Here is a 26,402-nt window from a genome sequence, read left to right as displayed (position 1 = left end):
TCAGATGTTGCCGTGCAAATCGACTAATTAATCACTAAATGATTGTTATTCATAATACCGGTAACACTTCCCCTGCACTTCCTTTCTGCTCGCAGAGATGTAACAAGTATGACAAATCGCCACCAGCAGATGATAGCACCACATAAATACACCAAATCAGTATTTACATTCAAAAAAAGGCGAATTTAAAATATTAGACCGAGGTATCAGTAAGTAAAACTGACATTTCACTTTTGCACGCTTATTGAACAATGGCTTATTGTTCAACGACTTGCATTGTTCCTTTTTTGTTTCGGAAATGTAGCGATTTGCAGTTTAATAATTTGTCCTTTATAAAAGAGCCCACACAAGCAAACACAATACCTATTAAATACAGAGAATAATTATGAGCAATCTAAAAAGTGGTACTTTATTAGGCCACCCGAAAGGTTTGTTCTTACTGTTTGGAACCGAACTGTGGGAACGCTTCTCTTACTATGCGATGCGCGCGATTCTTGTTTTATACCTCACGGATAAAACGATTAACGGCGGCCTTGGCTGGACAACGCAAGACGCATTGAACCTTTACGGCATCTACACTGGACTTGTTTATATTACCCCTCTTATTGGTGGTTGGATTGCTGATAACTTCTTAGGTCAACGCCGCTCGATCATCATTGGTGGTATTTTGATGGCGCTGGGTCAGTTCACCCTTGCATTACCACACAGCATGATTGACCCGCACGCCGTGACAGCCTTCTATGGTGGTCTGGCACTATTGATCATCGGTAACGGCCTCTTTAAACCAAACATTTCAACCATGGTGGGTGATTTGTATCACGAAGGTGATCACCGCCGTGACGGTGCCTTTACCATTTTCTATATGGGCATCAATCTGGGTTCACTATTGGCCGGTATCATTGCGGGTACAGCGTCTGCAGTATACGGTTGGAAAGCCGGTTTCCTGACTGCTGGTATTGGTATGCTGATCAGCCTGGTTACGCAGCTTATCTACGCTGAGCGCCTATTGGGTGATATCGGTAAAGTCCCTGCGGCGAAACGCGCAGCAGCGATGAACGCATCAGGTAAACAAGAGCCACTGACAAAAATTGAGCGCGATCGCCTGAAAGTGATCATGCTAATGGGTCTATTCGTGGTGATTTTCTGGGCGGGCTTTGAACAAGCGGGCGGCCTAATGAATATTTACTCACAACAGTACACTGACCGTATGCTAGGTAGCTTTGAAGTGCCTGCGGCATGGTTCCAGTCACTGAACCCGTTCTTTGTGATCACCATGGCACCGCTGATTGCTGCGCTTTGGGTGAAAATGGGGCCGAAAGAACCGAATTCACCGGTGAAATTTGCCATGGGTCTTTTCTTCCTTGCCGCAGGCTTCCTGTGCATGGTGGGTGCAACCTTGCAGCAAGGTGGTGATATCACCGTGAAAACCTCGATGATGTGGTTGGTCGGTGCATACTTCTTCCACACACTGGGTGAGCTTTGCTTGTCACCGATCGGTCTATCATTGGTAACGAAACTGGCACCACTACGCCTTGCGTCATTGATGATGGGTGCGTGGTTCGGCTTCAACGCTATCGCTAACTACGTTGCGGGCATCATTGGTGCGCACGTAGGTGAGTCTGGCCCAATGGCTATCTTCGGCGGCATCGCGATTGCAGCAACCCTGTCTGGTCTTATCCTGCTATTGTGTGCTAACAAACTGGTTAGCTGGATGCACGGCGCTGAAGGCAAAGTTGCGAAGAAAGAAGACATCAACGCGCAACCTGTTGAAGCGTAATGAGACATTCGGCATGAATGACAAAACGGAGAGCCTCGGCTCTCCGTTTTTGTATCTATATCAAGGTACGAGTGTCGAGTCTTAAGGGACGAGGAAAAGCGGGAAAAACAGGGGCTATTGACTAGGGACGGGGCACGCTGCGCTTCGAGAAGCGACTAAGAGCAAAAAGCAAAAAAGGGTCCTGTGGTCGAGTTTCAGATCCCTTTATGGATGCAAGCGCTTTCGCTCCTGCTTTTTCCATAGAGCCTCAGGGCCATAGGATCGCTCTTCTCAACCCGCTCTCACACCCGTTTAAACGTCAAACTGAAACTGGCGGCACCGATTTCGCACAGCGATAAACGGCCACCCGATGACGATAACGACAATTTCACGCTCTCATTACGGCTGGCATTGTCACCCAGCCACGCTTGGCTGTTAATGCGTTGAGTGCCATCGCTGGTTTGCAGCCGTGCTGGCAACCCCGCCGACGTAATGGTGACACTGCGATCGGTCGCATCAAACACCCCAAACACCGCGCGTAACGATGTCGCATAACCGGAATGACGCATCCCTTTCTCAATCACCCGAATTAAGCCCGATAAGCTGTGCTGCTCGGCCATTCGTGTGCGCAGGTAGTCATTGAAAAAAGCCCGGATAAGTAACGTGGTCGCGGTGCCATTGTCACCGCCGGAAGCGGAGTCCACCATATAAAACGCCAATCGGCCATTCATCTGCCACGTGTAATCCAGCAGCACAGGCGAGACATCCGCCGACTGCAGTACACAATAACTGAGTTGCCAATTCCCCAAGTGTGATTCGGTTGGCGGCATCAGCCCCATTAACAATTCACGCGCGGCCTCTGGATTGGCTTTTAATTCTTCAATGTGCCATTCCAGCTCTTCATCGATCACCGTCTCGTCATCCACACTGATCCACTGGCTGGAAAAGTCCCCCTGACTTGCCACACAATCTTGGCTTTTAAGCACCGATAACAGCGCCGATTTCAGTACCATGATGTTATCAAGGGGTTTGATCAAAAAATCTTTCACCCCATGACGCAGCGCATTAGCCACATCGCCCATATTACCGGTACCGGAAATCACGATGATAGGGATCATCGGGTACTGCACAGACACCTCTTCGACGAATTCCATCCCGGTGAGGATCGGCATAGCAAGATCACACAGCAACACATCCGGGATCCCATCCCGCAGCGCTTGTAACCCTTGCAGGCCGTCTTCCGCTTCACGCACATGGCAACCCTGGCTGTTTAAAAAGCCAGTTAACATGGTTCTGAATACGGGATCATCTTCAACAATCAAGATGTCTTTATTTTCAAGCAAACCGGACTCCCTTGCCCTTTTACCGCTCAGCATACGCACGCTGTGTATGCTGACGTTGATATTTCATGGTTGATGTATTGATGGTTGGATTACAGGCGTCTTGCCCGCAAATCGTTTACTAACGTATCAAAAGCATAGGCGGGAATCGCTGACACGTCAGGCAATATGCGACAGGAAAGCAGAATTAATTGAATTTTGTTAAGGTGCTCAAAAATTAATAATTTCAAACACTAAGGCAAGCGATGATAAAAGAAGGTGACGATATCTTGATTTATAGCAAAACTTTTCATGATAACGACATCTTTTGACACATTTTGTTATACAATTCTCAATTATAAGTTTTCAGCGATGTAGAGTTATGAAGCTTGACGATTTGAACTTGTTCCGCATGGTTGTGGAAAATGGAAGCTATACAGCAGCTTCCCGCAAAACCCAAGTGCCCGTGGCCACCCTCACTCGACGGATCCAAGCACTCGAAGAGTGTCTGAACATCCGCCTGTTGAACCGTCATGCCAGAAAGTTGTCACTGACAGAAGCCGGCCAAAAATTCTATGATGACTGTAGCCCGTTACTCCAACGTTTGGTCGATACCGCCGAACACATCAGTGAAGAGTGCAAAGGCGCGGCAGGGAAACTAAAAATTGCGGCACCGTCTAACCTGACGAAAGTCATGCTGCAACCCCTGTTGAATACCTTCATGCAACAGCATCCTGCGATTAACATCGAGCTATCGATGAGTAACGATCCTGAGTTACTGGATCCAACAGATTGGGATATCATTTTCCGTATTGGGCCACAGCGCGATTCCACGCTAATTGCACGAAAAATCAATGCGGTAAAAGATATTTTGGTCGTTAGCCCTGAGTATTTGAAACACAATCCAGAGCCAAAACACGCGCAAGATCTTCACCATCATCCGCTCCTCAAAGGCAAGCCGCTGTTACGTTGGCGCCTGACGGATGACAATGGTGAAACGATCACGGTCAGCGACCGTGGCCGCTTTGAAGCCAATGAACTCAATGTGGTACGCAAGGCATGCATGGCGGGATTAGGGGTCACCTTGATGCCCGATGTGATGCTCAAAGATTATATTCAGTCAGGCAAATTAGTGCGCATCATGGAAAACTGGTCGTCCAATGAACGTGATGTCTACTTGATGTATAACCACCGTGACTACCAGCCAGAAAAGTTACGTCTGTTCATCGAATTTGCGAGTGATTACTTCAAACTGTAATGACTCCGCGTTCGCGTTCTTTTCCATTCATCGTGCACATCCCGTGTGTTGCGCGATGGATGGTTAACGGCTTCCTGCAACACTTTCGCCGGTTTATTGATTTTAGCCGCGCCCTTTTTATTTTTACGATCCCCCCTCACACGCCACCCAAACGGCCACATTCACTCCCTTTAGACAACAGCCAACCGCACTTCCACTGAAAAACCGTGTCACACAGAGGGTTATGTCATCCAGCGCTTCGCACCTCACCTTGCGAACCCTATCAACCCCGACTACACGTTAATAGGAAGACCCTATTGAGGATAACCTATGATTTTGGGACATCTATTCGGGCTTTATGCCCATCCAAAACAAGAGTGGCGTACCATTGACAAGGAACACGAAGGCATACAAAGCAGTTTGAGCCACATTGTATTGATCGCTCTCTTTCCACCGGCCTTTGCTTTCCTCTCCAGTGTGTTAATTGGCTGGCGAATTGGTGTCGGTGAACCTATTTTTCTCACCGCGTCCAGCGCCTTTACCATGTCCATCGCGATGTACATCGCTTTGATCGGCGGCGTCTTTGCCTTGGCGTACCTCACCTATTGGATGAGTCATACCTTCGGCTCCAGTCCCACCTACACACAAGCGCTAGAACTCGCAGCATACACCGCCACTCCGTTATTTATGGCAAGCATGGCCGCACTTTACCCGCAAGTGTGGTTTTTAATGTTAGTGGGGTTAGTAGGCGTGGCCTACTCGGTCTACCTGCTGTACACCGGTGTGCCCATTTTGATGCACATACCGGAAGAGCGCGGCTTCATTTATGCCAGTTCTATCGTGACGGGGGGCTTGGTGTTACTTGTGGCGATCATTGCTGGCTCTGTGATTTTGTGGAACCTCGGTGTGGGGCCTGTCTTTATTCATTAGCCGCATTCGTTAGCCCCGTACACATAAGCCAACAACGTCTCTCATCAATACGAGATAATAAAAAAACGGGGAAATAAAAAAGCGAGAGCACAGGCTCTCGCTTTTTAATGACAACACATTACGCAAAGGGGGACATTGCGTAGCGGTTACATGCCTTCGTTATGCAGTTCAAGATTGGCAAGATCTTGTTGGATTTCACGCTGCGTTTTTGAGTCTTCACTGCGCAATGATTCCAGGTAGTCCAAATAATCTTGATCGATATCGGCCGTGACGTACGTGCCGCTGAATACCGAGGTTTCAAACTGCTGAATATCCGGGTTGCCTTCTGCAACGGCGGTAACCAAGTCTGGCAGGTCTTGGAAAATCAGACCGTCAGCACCGATCATATTGCAGATTTCATCCACTTCACGACCGTGTGCAATCAACTCATTGGCTGATGGCATATCAATGCCGTACACGTTCGGGAAGCGTACTTCCGGCGCTGCAGAGGCCAAATACACTTTGCGCGCACCGGCTTCACGTGCCATTTCAATAATCTGCTCTGAGGTGGTACCACGTACAATGGAGTCGTCCACCAGCAAAACACTCTTGTCTTTAAACTCAGAACGAATCGCATTCAGCTTACGGCGTACCGATTTACGGCGCATTTGCTGACCCGGCATGATAAAGGTACGGCCAACATAGCGGTTTTTCACAAACCCTTGGCGGTACGGTTTATCCAATGTACGGGCAATTTCTAATGCACTGTCGCACGAGGTTTCAGGGATCGGGATCACCACGTCGATATCCAAATCGCCCCACTCACGCTTGATTTTTTCACCCAGCTTTTGTCCCATGCACACACGTGCCGCGTAAACTGACACTTTATCGATAAACGAATCCGGACGGGCAAAGTAGACAAATTCAAACAAGCACGGGTTCAAGGCGGGATTATCGGCACACTGCTGGGTAAACAACTGGCCATCAAACGTCACGTAGATCGCTTCACCCGGCGCCACGTCGCGCATGAAATCAAAGCCAACCGCATCCAACGCAACAGACTCTGAAGCCACCATGTATTCGGTTTGCCCGTCCACTTCGCGCTTGCCTAAACACAGCGGACGGATCCCTTTCGGATCGCGGAAGGCAATCATACCGTGACCAATCACCATCGCCACCACTGCGTAGGCACCCGACACCATACGGTGTACTTCTGCTACCGCATGGAAGATTTCTTCCGGCATGATCGGATAGGTTTTGGCATGATCTAATTGATTGGCGAGGACATTAAGCAGGAGTTCAGAATCGGAGGTGGTATTAACATGACGGCGGGCTTTTTCAAACAATGTCTCTTTGATGGCTTCCGCATTGGTCAAGTTACCGTTGTGTGCCAATGAAATCCCATACGGTGAGTTCACATAGAACGGCTGGGCTTCTGAGGCACTGGAGCTGCCCGCAGTAGGGTAACGCACATGACCTATCCCCACATTTCCTTGCAGACGCTGCATGTGCTTCGCTTCAAACACATCCCGCACCAACCCATTGGCCTTACGCAGACGGAAACGATTGCTTTCTAAGGTAACAATACCCGCTGCATCTTGGCCGCGGTGCTGCAACACGGTCAATGCATCATAGATAGACTGGTTCACCGGGGTTGAACCCACGATTCCGACAATACCACACATGTCCTAAATCCTCGTCACGCTTTAATAGTCGCTAATTAAAAGTCAGCGAGTGTCAGACTAAGCCCGATCCTCGCTGTCAACGCTTTCCATGGCGCCAAACGCCGGTGGTATCACCGTGCCGTGCAGCGCCTTTACTACAACCGCTCGCTACTACAATGCGCGCGGTAAAAAGCTTGATGTGTCTTTTAGGTATGTGAAAAACCATTCAATCACAACGCCAAACTGTGGGATCAATTCTGATTTTTTCCACCAGTCAGACTGAGATAACCCAGTAAATGCGTCCATGAAGAACAGTAACGCAGCGACAATTAAGACACCACGCACGCCACCAAACACCACGCCCAGTACTCTGTCTGTGCCTGACAAACCGGTTTTTTGCACCAATTGGCCAATCACATAGTTCACCACTGCCCCGACAATCAATGTCGCAATAAACAGCGCGGCAATCGCACTGCCATTTCGCAGCATTTCATCCTGAATGTTCGCGAAGTGGGCTGCCAGTTGGGTATAAAAATTACTGGCGATAAAAAAGGCTGCAAACCAAATCACGAGAGACAAGGCTTCTTTCACAAATCCCCTGATCAAACTGACCAGTGCCGAGAAGCCAATTACGCCTAAAATTACGTAATCAATCCAGATCATCATTTATTGTATTCGTCTTGTTGGTGCGTATTCTAACAGAAAAAATGAGAACGCAAACGTTTACCTAAGGGTTTAGTGGATTAAATCTGACCAATCGGCCTTTTAATCCGGTGATTTTTTGTAATTCTTTCAGTTTTGCTGTGAGCGTGTCTTTGGATACATCCGGACCCACCACCACTCTTGCCAACTCTCCTTCTTTAGGCTGTTTAGGGAACACATGGGCCTGATACCCTTTCTCTCGCAGGCTCGCCACTAACTGATGGGCATTGTCCGCATTGCGAAATACCCCCAGTTGCACGACCCAGCCGCTGTCTTTATTACCGGCTTTCGGCGGTGCAACGGGCTGAGGGGCCACAGCAACCACCTGATCAGCCGCAGATTGGGTGTCGAATGAAGCACCATCATTCGGCACAAACGCACTCGCATCGGTGGCCTCGTGATCAATCACGACGGTCACTGGCTCTGGCGGTAAATCCACCTCAGCAAACTCCGGTGCAGGAATGCGTTCGTATTCCACCTCGTCGGCCGATTCTGACTCAAGCGGGATGCTGGCGAACTGCTCTTGATAATGTTGCTTTTGACCATCAAACAAATCGGGGAGAAAAATCACCCCAATGGCGACCAAAATAATGGTCCCGACCAAGCGACTCTGAAATTTACTCGCCACAATCACTCCTATAGGTTGTTTTTAATTGCTTTTTCACTAATTGCTTTCAATGTGACTGGTAATCTGTCCCACAGTGTAGAAGGAGCCAAATACAATTACCATATCCTCAGGCTCGGCCTGTGTCAGCGCTGTGTCATATGCGTCTGTTGGGGTGGCAAAACCGGCAATCTCGCCGCCTGTGTGGGGGCGAATATGCGCAATAATGTCTTCGGCCTGTGCCGCACGCGGGCCGGTCAACGACGCGGGGTACCACGCATCAACGATAGAATGCATTTCTGCAACCGTCGAGGCGATATCTTTATCGTGTAGCATGGCCACTACCGCATGAATACGCTGCTTCTGCTCACGCTGCTTGATTTGCGCCAATTGACGGGCAAAGTATTCAGCTGAATGGGGATTATGAGCGACGTCCATGATCACGAGCGGCGCGGTAGAAACCACTTGCATGCGTCCCGGTAACGCGGCTTTCGCCAACCCGTTCGCAATGTGTTCATCGGTGATATCCAAATCCGCCACGGCCAGCGCCATCAGCGCGGTGGCGGCATTCGGTAACGGCAAAGAAGGCAACGGCAGGTTTTCAAGCTTGAACGCCCCACTCACCCACTGCCAATGGTCACCGTCAACCTGATAGTCAAACTGGTAACCCACTTGATAAAATTCCGCACCGATGTCATCAGCATGGGCAGGCACGCTCGCTGGTGGCTGTGGCTGACCACAGATAGCCGGCTTGCCCGCACGGAAGATACCGGCTTTCTCATACCCAATCACATTGATGTCATCACCCAACCAATCGACATGGTCGACCGCCAGACTGGTGATCACCGACACGTCATGGTCGACAATGTTGGTCGCGTCTAACCGTCCGCCCAAACCGACCTCTAACACCACCACATCGACCTGATGGTGCTTGAACAACTGCAGTGCCGCTAACGTACCAAACTCAAACAAACTCAGGCTGATCGCACCACGCTGCTGCTCAATGGCATCAAACGCCATACTATGGTCACTGTCAGGCAGTTCTTGGCCATTGACGCGCACACGCTCGTTGTATCGAACCAGATGCGGAGAACTGTACACACCCACTTTGTAGCCTGCTTCCAGCAAAATCGCTTCCAGCATGGCACAAGTAGAGCCTTTACCGTTGGTACCCGCGACGGTAATGACACGGTCTGCCGGCTTAGTCAGCCCCGCCAGGGTGGCGACAGCCTGCACACGGTCAAGCCCTAAATCAATCGCGCTGGTGTGTAATTGTTCAAGATAGGAAAGCCACGAGGCCAAAGGGGAATGTGCTTGAGGTACTGTCAATCCGGACATGAGTTATCATTTTTTCAGTTATGCAATATAGCGTCTAATTTAACACTGAACGGCACGAACCCAAACCGCCTTGCACGAATAAAGCGGAACAAAACCCAAAAACGACAAACGGGACCGAAGTCCCGTTTGTATTTTGTTTACGACTGTGGCTGCACGTCAGCGCTTGTGGCCATGTTTAGCCGCTAGACGTGCTTAACAGGTTACGCGCTCGTATTAGTCTTCGGCTTTCGTGATATCGACCTTCGGCGTCTCAACGTTCGCCGCTGGCCCATCGACTGACACCACCATCGGCGATGTCGCATGGGTCATTTTCGCCACCAAGCCGCCGATGCGCTGACGCATTTCACGACGGTCAACAATCATATCGATAGCACCGTGCTCAAGCAAAAACTCACTGCGCTGGAAGCCTTCAGGCAACTTCTCTCGCACCGTTTGCTCAATCACGCGCTGACCGGCAAAACCGATCAAGGCTTTTGGCTCGCCAATGTTGATATCGCCTAGCATCGCCAAACTCGCCGATACACCGCCCATGGTTGGATCAGTCAGTACCGAGATAAATGGCAGACCTTTCGCCGATAAACGCTCAAGCGCGGCACTGGTTTTCGCCATTTGCATCAGCGACATCAGGGCTTCTTGCATGCGGGCACCGCCACTGGCAGAGAAACACACTAACGCACAGTTGTTTTCAATCGCCGCATCCACCGCGTGCACAAATTTGGCGCCGACAACCGAGCCCATTGAACCGCCCATGAAGGAGAACTCAAAGGCACACGCAACCAGTGGCTGCTCCAGCAATGTGCCTTGCAGTACCACCAATGCGTCTTTTTCACCGCTGGCTTTTTGCGCCGCAGACAGACGATCTTTGTACTTTTTGGAATCACGGAACTTCAGCTTATCTTGTGGCTCCAAGTCCGCCGCCAACTCAACCTGACCTTCGGCATCCAAGAATGTTTCCAAACGGCGACGCGCTTTCATGCGCATATGGTGGTCACATTTCGGGCAAACTTCCAGGTTACGTTCTAGATCGGCGTGATAAAGCACTTGTTCGCATGACGTACACTTGGTCCATACCCCTTCAGGGATTGACGCCTTGCGGGAGGAGACAATATTGCTTTTTGTAAGGATCTTTTCCAGCCAGCTCATGAATGACCTTTTCTGTTTTCACTCCCTGCTGCGCCGACTCGCAACGGCGATACTCGGGCTCTAGCAGCAGAGAATTACAAATTCATTAATTTTTCGAGATGGAATTAAAGCACAAACTTGCCAGTCTGTGGATAAAAAACTGGTACTATGAGTTGTTATAGACCCAATTTAAGGGGAATCCCATCCCCTTCTGCTTAAACCGACTCAAACAGCGGTTTCAACGTGAGTCAGTTCGCTTTTTCTGGCAGAAACGTAATCCGTCAATATTTAATCCGGCAAAAATAGCGGCCCCAATGGCGCACGCGGCAAGCCAAAGGTTGCAGGATAATCCACATCCACCAAGTATAGCCCTTCCGCCTTGGCTGTTGCGCCCGCTAAACTGCGGTTTTTTTGCGCGAGCAACCACTGAATCCATTCTGGCTTTTCTTCCCCACGCCCTACATTGATCAGACTACCGGTAATATTGCGCACCATGTGGTGAACAAACGCATTGGCTTTAATATCAATGATCACGAAGTTACCTTGGCGCGATACATTCACGTGCATCATGTTACGCCATGGGCTGAGCGACTGACAATGCGCCGCACGGAACGAGGTGAAATCCTGCTCGCCTAACAAGTACTGGGCAGCTTCATGCATCGCTTTTTCATCTAATTCACCGTGGTAATGGCTCACACCATTGCCAAGGATCGCCGGACGAAGTGCATGATTATAAATGATATAACGGTAACGGCGGGCGGTTGCACTGAAACGCGCATGGAAGTCCTCACTCACCTCACTCGCCCAACGCACGGCGATATCTTTCGGCAAATTCGCATTGGCGCCCATGGTCCACGCCACCATTTTACGGCTCATATTGGTGTCAAAATGCACCACCTGCCCCGTGCCATGCACGCCAGCGTCGGTACGCCCGGCACACTGGACTTCAACCGGATGAGCGGCAATTTTACTCAGCGCTTTTTCTAAACGTTCTTGCACGCTATCCGCGTGGCTTTGGCGCTGCCAACCGGAGTATTTGGTACCGTCGTACTCAATACCTAACGCTATTCGCATAATTCACTTCGTTTTTACTGGAGGCCAAAGGCCAAGGGTCAAAGGATGACGGATTATAGGGGATACAGGGGCGAGATTAAAGGGACGCGGAAAAGCGGAAGAGCAGAGCCCTATGATCCTGTGGTTCTAGGTTCTAGGTTCTAGGTTCTAGGTTCTAGGTTCTAGGTTCTAGGTTCTAGGTTCTAGGTTCTAGGTTGATATAACCCCAATAAAAAAGCAAGCGCTCTCACGCTTGCTCTTCCGCTCTTACTCGTACCTTTAAACTCGATACTCGCCCCTGCTCGACTTACACCTTCATCTTGCCCAGCAGTGCATTGGCTTCTTGCTGTAGGCTGGCATCGGCTTGCAACGCAATTTCTTCCAGCAGATCGCGGGCACCTTCGCTATCATTCATTTCTAAATAGGCTTTGGCCAAATCCAGCTTGCTGGCGAACTCCCCTTGACTGTCGACATCGTACGCATCAATACCGGCAAGCACATCCGGGAATTCATCCAACCCCACTTCCAGGTTCAGTGGCGCTTCATCCATGTCACCTGCGGGTACCTCATCCAACTCTTTCATCAAGGCTTCGATGCTGATGTAAGACGGTGCCGCGGCCGATGCCTGTTTATCATCGTTCAACAGAACCGATTCAGAGTTATTCCCCCATTGTTCATCGGCAAGTTCAGGATCAAATTCAGTGACATCTGCGGTTTGCATGTCCGGTTGCGTCGTCCAGTCTTCTCCTTCCAACACCGGCTCTGCGTTAGCAGTTGACCAAATGGCATCCTCTTCCGCCGTTAAGGGCGTTTCAGCATGTTCTGCCGTTGATTCGAATAATGCGTCTTGTTCTAACGCGTCCCGCTCAAGGGGATCGACAGCCGAGGTTGCTACAGCCGATTGAGGAGCCTCATGGGGATCATCCATTGCAACACTTGATGACGCAAGCACCTCCGGTTCACTCAGCAAGGCTGCCATGTCTAACCCAGCGGTTTCCATGCTGTCACGTTCTGCTTCCGTACTGTTTGCGAATACCGATGCTGATTCCGGTGCGGATACTGGCGCTTGAGCGGGCATCGCGAATTCTGCGGCGCTATCTGGTTCTGCCGCTAATTCAGGGGCAACCGTCTGCGCAAGACCTTGCTCCAATTCATATTGTTCTAATTCATGCTGCTCATCAAAAGACGCTTGCAGGGCGTCATCTTCCCCAAACTCCGGCAAGGTGTCGGCATCATAGGTTTCAAACGCCACCTGTGGTTGACCATGCAACGCAAACGGTGAAGTGACTGGCTCAGCGATGCCGTCAACACGAGGTGCAGCATCATCGGCGTGGTCTGCGATCGTGTCGATCGCCTCTTCTGGTTTGGCTTCGGCTTCGGCTTCGGCTTCGGCTTCGGCTTCGGCTTCGGCTTCGGCTTCGGCTTCGGCAAAGTCTAGTGCGCTATCATCCGAAACAGGGGCTATCGTTGATGGCAAATCGGCCGCTTCAGCGGCTTGCTGCAACTGACGAACGATGTTGTCAAAGACTGCTTGCTCTTCGTCCGCACTGACCGTCATCGCTGGCGCATCATCCAAGACGACATCCGCGGCATTCATCACCGCTTCTTCGTCGAACTCAGGGTAATCACTGAGATCCAACGGCGAATTGACATCCAAGCTTTCCAGCAACTGCTCCACGGTCATGCCGACAGACGGATCCATTGCGGCGGCATCTTCTTCGGTGAAAGAAGACGCCAGCATGGCTTCCAACTCTGCCTGCTCGTCATCCATGACAGGCTCCTGATGTTCGGACTCATCAGATGCTTGTGGCGTATCCGTCACTTGTAGCGCTTCAGTCGCAAGTGGCGCTTCATGTTCATCAAGCCGTTGTGCCGTTTCAGGCTCAACGTCAGCGACCGGGGGCATCTCCGCCATCTCAGTCACGTCCGAGCTGTCAGCACTGATCACCTCTTCAGGCACTTCGGCCGCTTCAACGCTCACGGCAGTATCATCAGGCTGCGGTGCAGGTTGTTCAATGACAGGCTCAGAGGCAGGCTCAGAGGCAGGCTCATTCGCTAAGGCGACATTCGATAAAACCTCATCCGCTAAGATCTCATCCAACACGATCTCATTTGTCGCGTCCTTCGCCACCTCATTGGCAACGTCATCGACAACAGGCTCAAATTCGGGATCATCCCGCTCCATCGACGGCCAATCCAACGCTGACACATCGTCGTCTTCATCCTCAATGTCAGCCACCAGCTCATCCAATAACGCCGTGCTGTTTTCGCTCAGAGCAATGTCGGACGACGGAAAATCATCGTCTTCGTCCAAATCCCCCAGCAATTCATCCAGCAACGCGGTACTGTCTTCTTCCAGCGTAATGTCTGACGTCAACATGTCGTCGTCTTCATCCATCAGCTCATCAAGCAGTGAGGTACTGTTTGCCGAGAACAAGTCATCAATGTCATCCTGTGACGAGAACGAGAACATGTCTGCGTCCGCCAAGGCTTGATCGATTGCCGCTTGTTGGGCGAGATCATCATTGGCTCGCGCCTCGGTCTCTGCTGCCGTTTCTGCCTGCGAATGGGTATTGCTCAGCTCATCATCGGCAACAAAGCTGTCAAACAGCGAGTCCAGATCATCTTGATTGATCAGCATCTCCTGATCCGGCGTGACCTCAGGCCGACGTTCCGATGGCGGTGGCGCATCCTGTTCATCATCCAGCGCGCCCAAGTCCATCACATCGCTATCAAACGACAGGTCAAAGCTGTCTTCATCGTCTTCCACTTGCAGCGATTTTTCCCACATCGCGGCTAACGCTTCATCGGAACTCAGATCGGCTTTTTGCTCAATCTCATCCAATGCGCGCTCCATGTCTTCCAGACCAATGGCTTGCTCATCCCCTTTCACGGAAATGCTGCTTGGCCCAAAGCCATTCTCCATCTCAAACAATTCGTCATCGATCGTGGCTTTATCGTCAGTGTCTTCGGCGAACAACGGATCATCGTCGCCAAACAGTTCATCCAAGTCGTCGTCCCCGCCTAAGGCCAGGTTCGGCACCACTTCGTCATCCACTGGCGGCGGCATCATCGCCGGATCATCAGCCTTCGGCCCTTCAAGGGCTTCCAGTGATTCTTCCTCTTCTTTCTTGCGACCCCACAAAAAGTACGCCAACGCACCGGCTAGCAAGCCACCGGGGATCAGTGCCATCGCGGCCAATGCCCACGGGTTATCAATCAAGCGATCAAACAAGGTCGCTTCCGGCGCGGTCGGTTTGGCTTCTTGCAGGACCCTTTGCTGTTCAATGAAATCTTTGATCTGCGCGCGCAGTTGCTCATCGTCGCTGATTTGGTTTTTCAACGCGGCCACTTCGTGCTGCATTTCAGCCAAACGCACACGCAGTAAATGGTTACTTTCCAGCAGTTTGGTCATCTGCTCGTCTGAAGCATCCAACTGATCTTGCAGCGCGTGCGGTTTTGCCGGGATCAACGCACGCACGCTTTCTGCTGGCGTAGGATCGGCTGTCGCGGCAGCCGTTACGGCGGATTTTACTGCAGGAGCAGGCTTGTCTACGTTAGCGGCCGACTTTGGTGCAGCTGGCTTCGGGGTAACAGGTGCTGTTATAGCGGCTGGCGTTGCCGCGACTTTCGGCGTAGGTGCAGGCACCGCTTTGGGCGCGGGTGGCGCTTTCTTGGCAATCGCACCACGCCCTTTATCGGCTTCCAGACGTTGCTTCACCGCGTTAACGTTTTCACGCTGGATCTGTGACAGTGTCGGGATCGTCAGAATGCTCCCCGGCACCAAACTATGAATATTGTTCTGCTCAAAGGCTTGTGGGTTCTGACGGAAAATCGCGCCAATCACCTGATAAATAGAGATCTGATCATTCGGGCGGTAGCGAGACGCTATCGACCACAAGGTTTCCTGATGGGTCGTTGGCCCATAACGGTTGGTACTGTTATACGACTGCGCAGACGAAGAGGCTGTATTAGGGGAAGGCGCAGGCAGTTCATCTGGCGTCGGCCCCATGATGCGTATGGTATTAGCGTGTGCCGGCAAGGCAAGGGCCGAGGAAATCAGTACCGGTAATAAAAGGCGTTTCATCATCTTGGAATGGTCAGACACTGCCTACAGTCCTCTTTGGCAGGAAAAAAGCGATCAATGCATCGCGCAAATTCGCGCACACCGTGTGCAGCGATTTTCTATCGCGCATCATACTAGAATAATAGATATCGGCCTATTGCCAATGATCTTGAGTGTGTATTGAGGAAGCGCGCATGGGCTGCCTCTTTACGGGCAGGCAGATAAACAAACAGGGAAAGCGCAGCTTTCCCTGTTTGTTTATCTATCATGCGTAAAAACGCTGATCTTATAGGTATTCAGCGATCAGTGTTTCGGCAATCTGCACGCTGTTCGTCGCGGCGCCTTTACGGACGTTATCCGCCACCACCCACATGTTAATCCCGCATGGGTGGCTGATGTCTTCACGAATACGCGCAACCATGACGTGATCTTTACCGGTCGCGTCACCCACTTGCGTTGGGTACTCACTGCCGTGGAACACTTCGATGCCTTCGGCATTTTCCAGCAGGCTGATCGCTTCTTCAATGTTCACCGGCTGACACGTTTCAACGTGTACCGCTTCCGCGTGGCCGTAGAATACAGGGACACGTACACACGTTGGGTTCACACGGATATTGTCGTCACCCAAAATTTTCTGGGTTTCCCACACCATTTTCATTTCTTCTTTGGTGTAGCCGTTATCCATGAATGCATCGATGTGTGGCAAACAGTTGAATGCAATTTGCTTGTCGTACACGCTGGTTTCAGCCGACAAGCCATTCAGCAATTTCACTGTTTGACCCGCTAATTCGTCGACGCCTTCTTTGCCTGAACCCGATACGGACTGGTATGTGCAGACGTTGATACGCTCAATGCCGTATGCATCATGGATAGGCTTTAAGGCCACCATCATTTGAATGGTCGAACAATTCGGGTTCGCGATGATGTTACGGTTACGGAAGTCAGCCAACGCGTGTGGATTCACTTCTGGCACGACAAGCGGTACATCGTGATCATAGCGGAAACGTGATGTGTTATCGATCACGATAACGCCCTGATCGGCCGCAATCGGCGCCCAACGATCAGAGGCTTCTGCACCGGCAGAGAAAATAGCAAGCTGTACCTGATCCCAGTCGAATTCTTCAACATTGGTCACACGCACACTTTTGCCTTTAAAGCGCACGACTTTGCCCGCACTGCGCTCAGACGCAAGCAAATAAAGATTGCGAACAGGAAAATTGCGACTCTCAAGCACTTCTACGATGGCTTCGCCAACGACGCCGGTTGCGCCAAGTACGGCAATATCAAATTCCTGGCTCATGGCCTTTCCTCTACTGTAAAACCTAATTTAGCCAGCGACTCTACCCCAAAATGGGCCTCGCCCGCTACCGTAATCGCACTATATTCACGTCGATCCCAGTAATTTTTCCGCATCCGATCGAACGCAGTGGCCATTTCCACGCTACCTTCTGCTGTTTGCCCCATTTCACGGCGGAATACACCGTCATCACGGCGCACATCGTAGACCAATTGGGTCAGGCTAAAGAGGGTCGCTTCATCCCACGACTGACTCAAGGTCACGTGCGGGATCGGCGCAATCGGCAACAAACTCGCGGCTTCCACCGTATTGTCGACCGCCAGAAACTCACAGAAACGGTTGTAGACCATGGTGGTGCCACGCGCTTTGCCTTCCAGGCCGTAACCGGCCACATGTGGTGTGGCAAATGCCAATAATGGCAACAGGGCTAAATCCACCTGCGGCTCTTGTTCAAACACATCCAGTACGGCGGTCAGGTGCGGTCTTGCACTGGCATCACTGGTTTGTTGCAGCTGACTCGCCTGCAGCGACGCGTTTAAGGCGACTTTCAAGGCTTGATTATCGACCACGGGACCACGGGCGGCGTTGATCAAAATGGCGCCTGACTGCATCTTGCCCAAGAAGGCAGTATCCACCAAATGGTGTGTCGGATAATCGCCATCCCGGGTGATCGGCGTGTGCAGGGTGATCACATCGCACTGCTGTTGGATATCCTCAATGGAATGAAAAGTACGTGTATCCCCTTGGGCTTGTTTGATCGGGTCATTCAGCAAATAGCGGATCCCTAGCGCATCCAGACATTGCGCCAAGTAACTGCCCACGTTACCTGCGCCAATGATGCCGACGGTTTTATCAAACAATGAAAAGCCTTGCTGCTGACCGAGTACCATCAGGCTGCTGAGCACATATTCGGCGACACCGACTTTGTTACAGCCCGGTGCGGCGGTAAAGGTGATGCCTTTTGCTGCCAGCAACGCCTCATCGACATGATCCTGCCCTGCCGTGGCGGTACCGACAAATTTCAGCGCATTGGCTTTGCTGAGCAGATCAGCGTTCACCTTGGTCACCGAGCGGATCATCAGGGCATCAATATCCACCAAATCGTCGGCGGTTAAAGTACGGCCGGGCTTGCTGATTACGTCGCCTAATTGGCTAAACAGCGCTTCGGCATACGGCATATTCTCGTCTATGAGGATTTTCATCACTGGGTCCTAAAGTCATTACGTGATTCACGTGAGTTTCGCGATGGAGAAATTGTAAGAGTAAAGGGACGCGTTGGCGAGTTCCGAGTAAAAGATGAAGAAGTAGAAAGAGCATTTAGGGACTAGGAACGAGGAAAAGCGGGGCGAGGAAGAGCATGAGGGACTAGGAGCAAGGAAAAGCAGGAACGAGTACCTAGGGACTGGTCACGCTTCGCTCCGAGTGAGATCAAAATCAAAAGCATCTGTGGTTCTGTCAGAAGAATTTCAGACCGTTCTATAAATGCAAACGCTTTTGTTCTTACTCGTCCCTTTAGACTCGAAACTCGCCCCTTCCTAAACCAAAAAAGCCCGGTAGCATCTCGCTACCGGGCGTGTTCCAGGCAATCAAACAGTCACCGCGATCACAGATCTATCCAGCAAAAGAAAATACTATGATAGCGATGCCTGTCGCGTCTGTTTTGGCGCTGACTGGCGCTCATCCCACTCATCCAGTCTCCGCAAAAAGGCCGTGAATGGTTGAACGCCGTCAGTGCCAACACCTGGAGAATGAATAAAGGGTCGAGATAGCGAGGGACTAGGGACGAGAAAATCTCGTCTGGTCACTGATTGATGCAGTGCTTTCGCTCTTACTCGTTACTCGTCCCTCGTACCTATAAACTCGCCCCTGCGCTTGCGCGCTTATCCTTCGTATTTCTTGATAACCAGTGTGGCGTTGGTGCCGCCGAAGCCGAAGCTGTTTGACATCACGGTCTTCAGTTCTACTTCGCGCGTTTCCGTCACGATGTCCAGACCTTCAGCTGCAGGGTCGAGGTTATCAATGTTGATACTTGGGGCGACAAAGCCGTTATCTAGCATCAGCGTTGAGTAAATCGCTTCGTGTACGCCCGCCGCGCCCAGTGCGTGACCGGTCATGGCTTTGGTCGCAGAAATGGCAGGGCTGTTTTCGCCGAACAATGCCTGAATCGCGCCTAGCTCTTTCACATCGCCGACTGGCGTTGATGTGCCGTGGGTGTTGATGTAATCGATCGGCGCATCCAAATCTTGCATCGCCATCTTCATACAACGTACCGCGCCTTCGCCTGATGGGGCGACCATGTCGTAGCCGTCAGACGTCGCGCCGTAACCGACGATTTCGCCGTAGATTTTTGCACCACGTGCAAGCGCGTGTTCTAGCTCTTCAACCACCAGCATGCCGCCACCGCCTGAGATCACAAAGCCGTCACGGTCTGCATCATAGGTGCGTGATGCTTTTGTTGGATCGTCGTTGTACTTGGTCGACAACGCGCCCATCGCATCAAACATCATGGTCAGTGACCAATCCAATTCTTCACCGCCACCGGCAAACACCACATCTTGTTTGCCCAACTGGATCAATTCCAGAGCGTGACCGATACAGTGTGCAGAGGTCGCACATGCTGAACTCATGGTGTAGTTCACACCACGGATTTTAAACGGGGTCGCCAAACATGCTGATACCGTCGATGACATGGTACGCGGTACCATGTAAGGACCCACACGCTTCACGCCTTTTTCACGCAAAATATCGACAGCCGCCACTTGGTTATAAGACGACGCGCCACCCGAACCCGCCACCAGGCCAGTACGGTCATTAGAGACTTGTTCTTCGGTCAGGCCCGCATCCGCGATAGCCTGCTCCATAGATAAATATGCAAATGCGGCGGCATCACCCATGAAACGCATTTTTTTACGATCAATATGCTCAGAGGGGGTCATTTTCAAATCACCCCAAACATTGCTACGCAGTTTCATTTCTGCGAACTGTTCAGAGTAAGAAATACCGGATTTACCCGTTTTCAATGACGCCAGCACTTCTTTAACGTTGTTACCAATGCTGGATACAATACCCATGCCTGTGATTACGGCTCGTTTCATGATGAATTCCTACTGTCATTTAACGGTGATGATAATAACGGGTTTGTCTGTCAAAAGTGGTCAGCTTTCCTTTTGATCGGGTACAATCGCCCTTAATTTCACTAAAATTGTGCATTATTACTACGCAGCGCACAGTGTCTGTCCGCCTGCATAGCCCAGTAATGCTGAAGATGTGACCCGTTAGGGTTGCCCCTGTTGATCTACCCACTTATGAGGTTGCTCCCTTGCCTGATTCCGACACACACCCTGATATGCCCTCTTCTGTCTCTCGCATTGCCCATGCGGTTTTAGACTGGAATGAGGCAGGTACACCCGTCTCAAACGATTTCGACGACGTGTATTTTTCAAATGCAAACGGCCTGGAAGAAACCCGCTACGTCTTTTTACACCAAAACCACCTACCCACCCGTTGGGAGACGTTTGATCGCCGCCGCTTTGTGATTGCCGAAACCGGCTTTGGCACCGGCCTGAACTTTCTCGCCGTGTGGCAATGGTTCAAGGCGTTCCGTGCCGCCAATCCGGATGCAACAACCAAAGAGCTGCATTTCATCAGCTTTGAGAAGTTTCCGGTCACCAAAGACGACTTGATCAAAGCGCATCAGTCATGGCCCGATCTGGCGGACGTGGCGGAACAGCTGCACGCCCACTACCCACCTGCCGTGGCGGATTGCCACCGCTTGGTGCTGGAAGATGGCATGATCACACTGGATTTATGGTTCGGTGATATTAAAGACTGCATGCCACAAGTATGGACCGATGCGCACGGCATTGTGGATGCGTGGTTCCTTGACGGCTTTGCCCCGAGCAAAAACCCAGAGATGTGGAGCCAGACCCTGTTTGATGGCATGGCGAAACTGGCCCGTACCGATTGTACCGTAGCCACCTTTACCGCCGCCGGTTTTGTCCGTCGCGGCCTGATTGACGCAGGCTTTAGCATGCAAAAAGTCAAAGGGTTTGGTACCAAGCGTGAAATGCTGGCTGGCCACATTGCCGATCGTCAGTACGGCAGCAATGTGAAACCGTGGTACACCCGCCGCGCGGCTTCTCACACTGAGTCAGTGGCGATTATTGGCGGGGGTGTCGGCTCGGCAACCACCGCACTGGCACTCGCACGCCGTGGTATTCACACGACGTTGTACTGTGCCGATGCCTTGCCTGCCGAAGGTGCATCAGGCAACCGTCAAGGTGCGGTGTACCCGCTACTGAATGGTGCCAACGATGCCTTGTCGCGTTTCTTTGCGCCTGCCTTTGTATTTGCCCGTCAGTTTGTCGACCAAGCCGCCGCCAACAATGAAAAAGCAGGCACTAGCTTTGATTATGACTGGTGTGGCGTCACGCAATTGGCATGGGATGAGAACGCGGCGAAGAAACTCGGCAATATGCTCGACGGCGGTTTCCCTGAGGCGTTGATCCGCAGCTTAGATGTGGCTGAAACCGCTGCCGTTACCGGCGTTGAAACGGGCTTTCACAGCGTGAACTACCCACTGGGTGGCTGGTTGTGCCCACAAGCGCTGACCCGAGCCTTACTCGAACAAGCCCAAGCGACCGGTTATTTAACCGTGCGTACTGAGTGCGAAATTGTACAGTTGGCACAAAGCACATCGCCAGATCTGTCTCTGTCTCAGGAGCCGCAATGGCAATTAACGGATCAGCACGGTCAGCAAACCACACATGGCACGGTTGTCGTGGCCAACGGTCACCGTTTTGCTGAGCTGACACAGACTCAAGCCATTCCCGCTTACTCGGTGCGTGGCCAAGTCAGCCACATTCCGACCAATGCGGCGTTAAATGAGCTTAACACCGTACTGTGTTACGACGGCTACCTGACCCCGGTAAACGCTGCAGGTGACAGCCATTGTATTGGTGCCAGCTACCGCCGTGGCAGTACAGATTTGACCTTCAGCAGTGAAGAGCATGCGGATAACCAGCAACGCCTGATCAACTGTCTACCTGAGAGTGAATGGCCCACCACGCTGGACTTTTCCGCCAATAACGCCCGTGTCGGCGTACGCTGTGCCAGCCGTGATCACCTACCGTTTGTCGGTGATGTGTGTGACTTCGATGCCCTGCTTGCGCAATACGCCGATTTAAAAGATAACCAAGACAGCGCCCAACCGGTACCGGTTTACCCTAACCTGTATGCGATGATTGCCTTGGGGTCTCGCGGCCTGAGTTCCGCCCCGTTATTGGGTGAAGTGTTAGCCTCGCAGATCTGCGGCGATCCGTTACCGTTGCCAAACAGTGTATTGGAAGCCTTGCATCCGGGACGGATGTGGGTGAGAAAGTTGGTGAAAGGGAAGAAGATCTAAAACGCGGAGCGTTGTTAGGGACGAGGAAAAGCAGGTACGAGTCTAAAGGGACTAGGGACGCGTAGGAGCGGTGAAAAGCAGGTACAAGTACCTAGGGACGGGTCATGCTTCGCGCCGAGTGAGAGCAAAAGGGTCCTGTGGTCCTGCTTTTTCCATAGGGCCCTAGGACCGCTCTAAAACCCGCTTTTGCTTTTCCGCTCTTACTAGGGACTAGCCCCTCGACACTCGCCCCTGCTCTTCCGCTCTTTTTCTCACACCCACTTTATGCCATGTGTCTGGATATGTTCGTGTAACTTATCATTTTTGATTTTGTGCATAAGCAAAAGATCCACCTTGAACGGGATCGTTGTTAGCTCTATTTGTGTCAAGAGATCGGCAATGTCCGTTAAGCTGAGTAATTCCCCGCTCACCACAAGATCGATATCAGAATGCGGTTTGTACGTCCCCAGCGCTCGCGACCCAAATAGCCATACGGACTCTACACGTGGGTGTTGCGTTAAAATCGCAACGAGTTGCTGCTGATGCCGTAACTTCAAGCCATTTTTTTGTGGACTATCCACTTGTTGAACATCACTCATCTTTTAGGCTTTTCTCAACCAAGTATTGTGTAATTGCGGTGATCACTGGTTCAAATTCACTGATAATTAACGCCTGTGCTTCCAACACATTTTCTTCATCATAGGTATGCGTCAACAAATTACGCTTACCTAATGCATCAAGCAAGACTTCACATTGTTCAGGGGATACATGTGTCGCCTCTAACGCCGTTCTGATCACACTGCGCGGAGACGCGGCATCGTACCCTTCAAACTCAAGTAAATCTTTTAATGTCTTCCAGGTTAATTCAAAAGAGAATTCGAAGGTTTGAATCAACCCTGCAAGTTCTAATTCATTGTAGGATTCTTGAGCACACGCTTTCGTTAATCGTGAATGTGCTTTTTGCAGGTTTTGTAGTCGTTGTTTCCAACGCAGCGGATTGAGTGACATCGGTATGCTCTGTAATAAAGAAGGTGAAGGAAGAATAACACATCATCATTTTTCTTCCGCTTCATCCCCTCTCTTTTTCTCAGCGCGAAGCATGATCTGATCCCTTCCCCTTTCCATAGGACCAAGGACCGATCTTGCTTTTCCGCTCTTACTAGGGACTCTCCCCTACTCCACCGCTGCGGTCACCGGTGGCGCGGGATCATCACCGCCGCCGCTATCCGACACGGCAACACCAATCACAACTGCGGCCACCCCGACAGCGAGTACCGTGGCCGTAATGCCACCCGCGGATGCCGCTAAGGCGCTATCAATGCCAGCGGCAGTGCCCGTCTGCTCCGTTGCTGCTTTTGCGGTTGTCGCCGTGCTATTAGCAGCAGAGGCATTGGTTGAGGTTGATGTGGTTTTTGTACTGCTTTGTGCGGTAGATGTTGCGCTTTGATTCGCTTGACGGGTAACTGGCTCTGACGCACAGGCAGACAGACTCATTCCCAGCAAGGCTAGTGCCATCACGGATTGTTTCATCATCACTCCCCAAAACATACGGCAATATCTTTATTGATATAAGTGTAAGTATAGAGAGGGCTGATATTTTCGAGGGAGAATGTCGGAGAAAAAGTACGGGAAAATGAAAGGCAAGCCCCCATAGCAGCGACGACGATAAATCGCCACTGCGTATGGGAAGGTTGCAGCGCTTAACCAAACACGTGAAGTAACGCAGCATTCACCGCGGCTTTATCAAAGCTTCGCGCGGCTAAGTCCTGCTGACGCGCATCAGGATCAAACCCAAAATCCTCAAGCCATTCATAGTCCACATCGCTTAACGCCGCTTTTTTCAGCAAGCGGTAAAGGCGGTTCCACTGGTCAATGCCGCCACAATCCTCTTCAGGACACACGCCACGTCCGGCACTGACACTCGGGATATCGACATCATTGGCCATCACTTTTTCCAGCGTAATGCTATGACACCAATCATCACCAAAATCATAACGGTACAGCAGTGAGTCACCGGCTTGCTTCAACAATGCGCCCAACGGTATATCGCCATCATCGTCCAAAAACCGCTGAGAAGCCGTTTCAAACAGATACGCATGCGCATCATCCCACCCCATGCTGATTTGCAATGCCACGTGGAAGACATACAAAGGGATCGTATTGCTCACTTTGATCCGGCGCCACACCGCAGGCTTCGCGTCTAGCAGCGCCACCTTCAAGACCAATCCTGTCTCTTCCTGGCCAGCATCCAATTCCATCACCATCACATCATGGTAATCCTCAATGCAGATTTCGGCTAAATCTTCAAACAACGGAAATCGCTTACGATTTAGCGCCGGATCGGTAAGCGCCTGCGCCAATTGCCAATAGGCCTCTGCCGTCTGTCTATCCGAGGAAACCGGGTTATCTGAACCGTACTGTTCAAGCAGTGCGAGAAACGCAAAACGCTCAATAAACGTCGCTTTATGCGCATAGTAATAGGTTTTCATCAGTGATTTCACCGTGACAGAGGCAGAAATAGACTCAAACGGCGGTCGCCAAGAAAACATCAGATCATTACCGATGAAACGGCTCATTTTCCGCGCATTCTCCACCGCCTTATCGCTAATATCGACTTGATAGTGCGCGATGTGATCCGCCAGTGAAAACGGTTGGGGGGTGGTCCACGCCGTCGGTAGCAGGGACAAAAAGTACAGCATATGCAAATCGATATTGTCTTCTTTTTGCTTGGCCAACAACCATGGCAATACCTCGGCCAACCAATCACTGTTGGTTGTGATCAAGGTCATCGGTGTATCCGGCACGTCCTGCATCGTGTCGACAATTGACGCAAAGAAATCGTCCTCACAGCCGAGATTCAACATGGTATCTCGCAGGCCACGCTCAAGATCCAATAAACCTGCAAAGACCCCGTTCTGGCCGTTATACCGAAAACGGATCATCACCGAGGCACACCCAATACCATCCACATGCGTCGCTTTCACCTGTTCAATGGTGGCCACCTCACCGGATGCAGCATGTTTCATGGCATACTTCTGCCAGCGTTTATAATGGCCCTGCAATTCAGGATGACGGGCAAAACGGCGTAATACATGCAACAACTGTCGCTGACTAAGGTGACACCATGATTTGTGCGTCATCCCATCCAGTGCCTCAGCGGCACACAGCGCAACGGGCTTTTCGTGGTAATAGGTCAGCAAAAGCAGCGCATCGACACTCCAGGTGAAGTGTGTGATCGCACTAAAGAGCAGTGACATGGGATCTCGCGGCATGAGGGCATAACCGGCTTCAAAAAAGTCGATAAATTCAATACCCGACTGGATCTCTTCTTGCTTAATGTCATCAAGCAGTTGACTGATCAATGCTTCTGGCGACAGCATCACGTTACCTTCGGTATGCGTATGCTCCGCTTGTTCAGCATAGATCGCATCCATATCCACCCCAGAGGTATCAAACTGCGCCTGCTTTAACATGGTCAGCACCTCGAAAGCGCGCTTCGGGTTCAATATCCCTTGGTTTGCCGCCTCGTTGACGATCATGGCGATGACCGCTTCAAGCTCCGCCTTCGTCCCGTCTGGCGCACGACTCACCGTCAGCGCCAACTCAGACGTTGCCACCTCCACCCAATCCAGACACGCAGGCATCACCGCATCAGCCAACTCATCCGGTAGCGACAAGACGGTGTAATACAGCATAAACACCGACTCTGGCTGTGCAAACCACGCCACCTGTTCAGTCGACAGTTTGCGTGGTTCAGGTTGGCGGGCGTAATCAACAAGGGCTTGCAGTAATCGTTCTGGTGATAGCACAGGGAAATTCCTTTTAAAAACAGAGGGGATATAGCCAACTTCCGAAGATAACGCTTAACATACCAACAAGGCCCTTGCGAGCCAAGTCGTGAGTATCGTTAGGGCGAAGTACGCTGTCTTCTTCACGACACATCAAGGACAAC

General features: G+C 51.2%; 19 protein-coding genes. 4 read left to right on the top strand and 15 right to left on the bottom strand.

What is annotated here, in order from left to right:
* Positions 1–385 precede the first annotated feature (385 nt).
* Positions 386–1,777 carry a peptide MFS transporter gene (locus tag ACSF8W_RS04450; protein WP_500845408.1) on the top strand — a complete coding sequence of 464 codons (1,392 nt, stop codon included), beginning with the start codon at positions 386–388 and terminating at the stop codon, positions 1,775–1,777.
* Positions 1,778–2,058: 281 nt separating this feature from the next.
* Here the strand turns inward: ACSF8W_RS04450 and ACSF8W_RS04445 are convergent, their stop codons facing one another.
* Positions 2,059–3,099 (bottom strand): response regulator, encoded by a 1,041-nt coding sequence (locus tag ACSF8W_RS04445; RefSeq protein ID WP_500845406.1) that lies wholly within the window; start codon positions 3,097–3,099, stop codon positions 2,059–2,061.
* A 358-nt stretch (positions 3,100–3,457) separates the two neighbouring features.
* Here ACSF8W_RS04445 and ACSF8W_RS04440 point away from each other — a divergent pair, with 358 nt between their 5' ends.
* Together ACSF8W_RS04440 and ACSF8W_RS04435 are read left to right on the top strand one after the other, a co-directional pair.
* Entirely contained in the window at positions 3,458–4,333 is an 876-nt protein-coding gene (locus ACSF8W_RS04440; protein WP_500845405.1) for a LysR family transcriptional regulator, read from the top strand.
* A 309-nt stretch (positions 4,334–4,642) separates the two neighbouring features.
* The gene (locus tag ACSF8W_RS04435; RefSeq protein WP_500845403.1) at positions 4,643–5,242 is read left to right on the top strand and encodes a Yip1 family protein; all 600 of its coding nucleotides are present in this window, start codon (positions 4,643–4,645) and stop codon (positions 5,240–5,242) included.
* A gap of 146 nt (positions 5,243–5,388) precedes the next feature.
* Here ACSF8W_RS04435 and purF read toward each other — a convergent pair whose 3' ends face one another.
* The 10 genes from purF to fabB all read right to left on the bottom strand — a co-directional run bounded on the left by purF (position 5,389) and on the right by fabB (position 20,162).
* Positions 5,389–6,906 (bottom strand): amidophosphoribosyltransferase, encoded by a 1,518-nt coding sequence (purF, locus tag ACSF8W_RS04430; RefSeq protein WP_500845401.1) that lies wholly within the window; start codon positions 6,904–6,906, stop codon positions 5,389–5,391.
* Between the two features lie 150 nt (positions 6,907–7,056).
* Positions 7,057–7,548 carry a colicin V production protein gene (gene cvpA / locus ACSF8W_RS04425; protein ID WP_500845915.1) on the bottom strand — a complete coding sequence of 164 codons (492 nt, stop codon included), beginning with the start codon at positions 7,546–7,548 and terminating at the stop codon, positions 7,057–7,059.
* A 64-nt stretch (positions 7,549–7,612) separates the two neighbouring features.
* A complete protein-coding gene (locus tag ACSF8W_RS04420; RefSeq protein ID WP_500845399.1) occupies positions 7,613–8,215 on the bottom strand; it encodes an SPOR domain-containing protein in 603 nt (200 codons plus the stop codon).
* Between the two features lie 36 nt (positions 8,216–8,251).
* Positions 8,252–9,529 (bottom strand): bifunctional tetrahydrofolate synthase/dihydrofolate synthase, encoded by a 1,278-nt coding sequence (gene folC, locus ACSF8W_RS04415; protein ID WP_500845397.1) that lies wholly within the window; start codon positions 9,527–9,529, stop codon positions 8,252–8,254.
* Between the two features lie 213 nt (positions 9,530–9,742).
* Positions 9,743–10,672, bottom strand: a complete 930-nt coding sequence (gene accD / locus ACSF8W_RS04410) for an acetyl-CoA carboxylase, carboxyltransferase subunit beta (RefSeq protein WP_500845395.1) — start codon at positions 10,670–10,672, stop codon at positions 9,743–9,745.
* Positions 10,673–10,939: 267 nt separating this feature from the next.
* On the bottom strand, positions 10,940–11,725 hold the full coding sequence (truA, locus tag ACSF8W_RS04405) for a tRNA pseudouridine(38-40) synthase TruA (protein ID WP_500845393.1): 786 nt from the start codon (positions 11,723–11,725) through the stop codon (positions 10,940–10,942).
* 286 nt (positions 11,726–12,011) lie between these two features.
* Positions 12,012–15,812, bottom strand: a complete 3,801-nt coding sequence (locus ACSF8W_RS04400; protein ID WP_500845391.1) for a FimV/HubP family polar landmark protein — start codon at positions 15,810–15,812, stop codon at positions 12,012–12,014.
* 244 nt (positions 15,813–16,056) lie between these two features.
* Positions 16,057–17,070 (bottom strand): aspartate-semialdehyde dehydrogenase, encoded by a 1,014-nt coding sequence (locus tag ACSF8W_RS04395; protein WP_500845390.1) that lies wholly within the window; start codon positions 17,068–17,070, stop codon positions 16,057–16,059.
* A complete protein-coding gene (locus tag ACSF8W_RS04390) occupies positions 17,067–18,269 on the bottom strand; it encodes a 4-phosphoerythronate dehydrogenase (RefSeq protein WP_500845388.1) in 1,203 nt (400 codons plus the stop codon). The genes ACSF8W_RS04395 and ACSF8W_RS04390 overlap by 4 nt, the downstream gene beginning before the upstream one ends.
* 678 nt (positions 18,270–18,947) lie before the next feature.
* Complete coding sequence (gene fabB, locus ACSF8W_RS04385; RefSeq protein WP_500845386.1) at positions 18,948–20,162, bottom strand: beta-ketoacyl-ACP synthase I; 1,215 nt, start codon at positions 20,160–20,162, stop codon at positions 18,948–18,950.
* 251 nt (positions 20,163–20,413) lie between these two features.
* On the opposite strand from fabB, the gene mnmC reads away from it, so the two are divergent.
* Positions 20,414–22,471: a bifunctional tRNA (5-methylaminomethyl-2-thiouridine)(34)-methyltransferase MnmC2/FAD-dependent 5-carboxymethylaminomethyl-2-thiouridine(34) oxidoreductase MnmC1 gene (gene mnmC, locus ACSF8W_RS04380; RefSeq protein WP_500845913.1), complete on the top strand. Its 2,058-nt coding sequence runs from the start codon at positions 20,414–20,416 to the stop codon at positions 22,469–22,471.
* A gap of 251 nt (positions 22,472–22,722) precedes the next feature.
* Here the strand turns inward: mnmC and ACSF8W_RS04375 are convergent, their stop codons facing one another.
* The 4 genes from ACSF8W_RS04375 to ACSF8W_RS04360 all read right to left on the bottom strand — a co-directional run bounded on the left by ACSF8W_RS04375 (position 22,723) and on the right by ACSF8W_RS04360 (position 26,259).
* Positions 22,723–23,049 (bottom strand): nucleotidyltransferase domain-containing protein, encoded by a 327-nt coding sequence (locus ACSF8W_RS04375; RefSeq protein ID WP_500845384.1) that lies wholly within the window; start codon positions 23,047–23,049, stop codon positions 22,723–22,725.
* Complete coding sequence (locus ACSF8W_RS04370; RefSeq protein ID WP_500845382.1) at positions 23,042–23,458, bottom strand: HI0074 family nucleotidyltransferase substrate-binding subunit; 417 nt, start codon at positions 23,456–23,458, stop codon at positions 23,042–23,044. The genes ACSF8W_RS04375 and ACSF8W_RS04370 overlap by 8 nt, the downstream gene beginning before the upstream one ends.
* A gap of 165 nt (positions 23,459–23,623) precedes the next feature.
* On the bottom strand, positions 23,624–23,980 hold the full coding sequence (locus ACSF8W_RS04365) for a hypothetical protein (protein ID WP_428479876.1): 357 nt from the start codon (positions 23,978–23,980) through the stop codon (positions 23,624–23,626).
* A 170-nt stretch (positions 23,981–24,150) separates the two neighbouring features.
* A complete protein-coding gene (locus ACSF8W_RS04360) occupies positions 24,151–26,259 on the bottom strand; it encodes a plasmid pRiA4b ORF-3 family protein (protein ID WP_500845380.1) in 2,109 nt (702 codons plus the stop codon).
* Positions 26,260–26,402: the final 143 nt, after the last annotated feature.

The sequence above is a fragment of the Photobacterium sp. 270122K genome (assembly GCF_059941365.1).
This window is presented reverse-complemented; position numbering and strand designations above follow the sequence as displayed.

Coding starts and splice junctions, on each gene's coding strand:
- ACSF8W_RS04450 (WP_500845408.1), top strand. CDS start 386: ATGAGCAATCTAAAAAGTGGTACTTTATTAGGCCACCCGAAAGGTTTG.
- ACSF8W_RS04440 (WP_500845405.1), top strand. CDS start 3,458: ATGAAGCTTGACGATTTGAACTTGTTCCGCATGGTTGTGGAAAATGGA.
- ACSF8W_RS04435 (WP_500845403.1), top strand. CDS start 4,643: ATGATTTTGGGACATCTATTCGGGCTTTATGCCCATCCAAAACAAGAG.
- purF (WP_500845401.1), bottom strand. CDS start 6,906: ATGTGTGGTATTGTCGGAATCGTGGGTTCAACCCCGGTGAACCAGTCT.
- cvpA (WP_500845915.1), bottom strand. CDS start 7,548: ATGATCTGGATTGATTACGTAATTTTAGGCGTAATTGGCTTCTCGGCA.
- folC (WP_500845397.1), bottom strand. CDS start 9,529: ATGTCCGGATTGACAGTACCTCAAGCACATTCCCCTTTGGCCTCGTGG.
- accD (WP_500845395.1), bottom strand. CDS start 10,672: ATGAGCTGGCTGGAAAAGATCCTTACAAAAAGCAATATTGTCTCCTCC.
- truA (WP_500845393.1), bottom strand. CDS start 11,725: ATGCGAATAGCGTTAGGTATTGAGTACGACGGTACCAAATACTCCGGT.
- ACSF8W_RS04395 (WP_500845390.1), bottom strand. CDS start 17,070: ATGAGCCAGGAATTTGATATTGCCGTACTTGGCGCAACCGGCGTCGTT.
- ACSF8W_RS04390 (WP_500845388.1), bottom strand. CDS start 18,269: ATGAAAATCCTCATAGACGAGAATATGCCGTATGCCGAAGCGCTGTTT.
- fabB (WP_500845386.1), bottom strand. CDS start 20,162: ATGAAACGAGCCGTAATCACAGGCATGGGTATTGTATCCAGCATTGGT.
- mnmC (WP_500845913.1), top strand. CDS start 20,414: ATGCCCTCTTCTGTCTCTCGCATTGCCCATGCGGTTTTAGACTGGAAT.
- ACSF8W_RS04375 (WP_500845384.1), bottom strand. CDS start 23,049: ATGAGTGATGTTCAACAAGTGGATAGTCCACAAAAAAATGGCTTGAAG.
- ACSF8W_RS04370 (WP_500845382.1), bottom strand. CDS start 23,458: ATGTCACTCAATCCGCTGCGTTGGAAACAACGACTACAAAACCTGCAA.
- ACSF8W_RS04365 (WP_428479876.1), bottom strand. CDS start 23,980: ATGAAACAATCCGTGATGGCACTAGCCTTGCTGGGAATGAGTCTGTCT.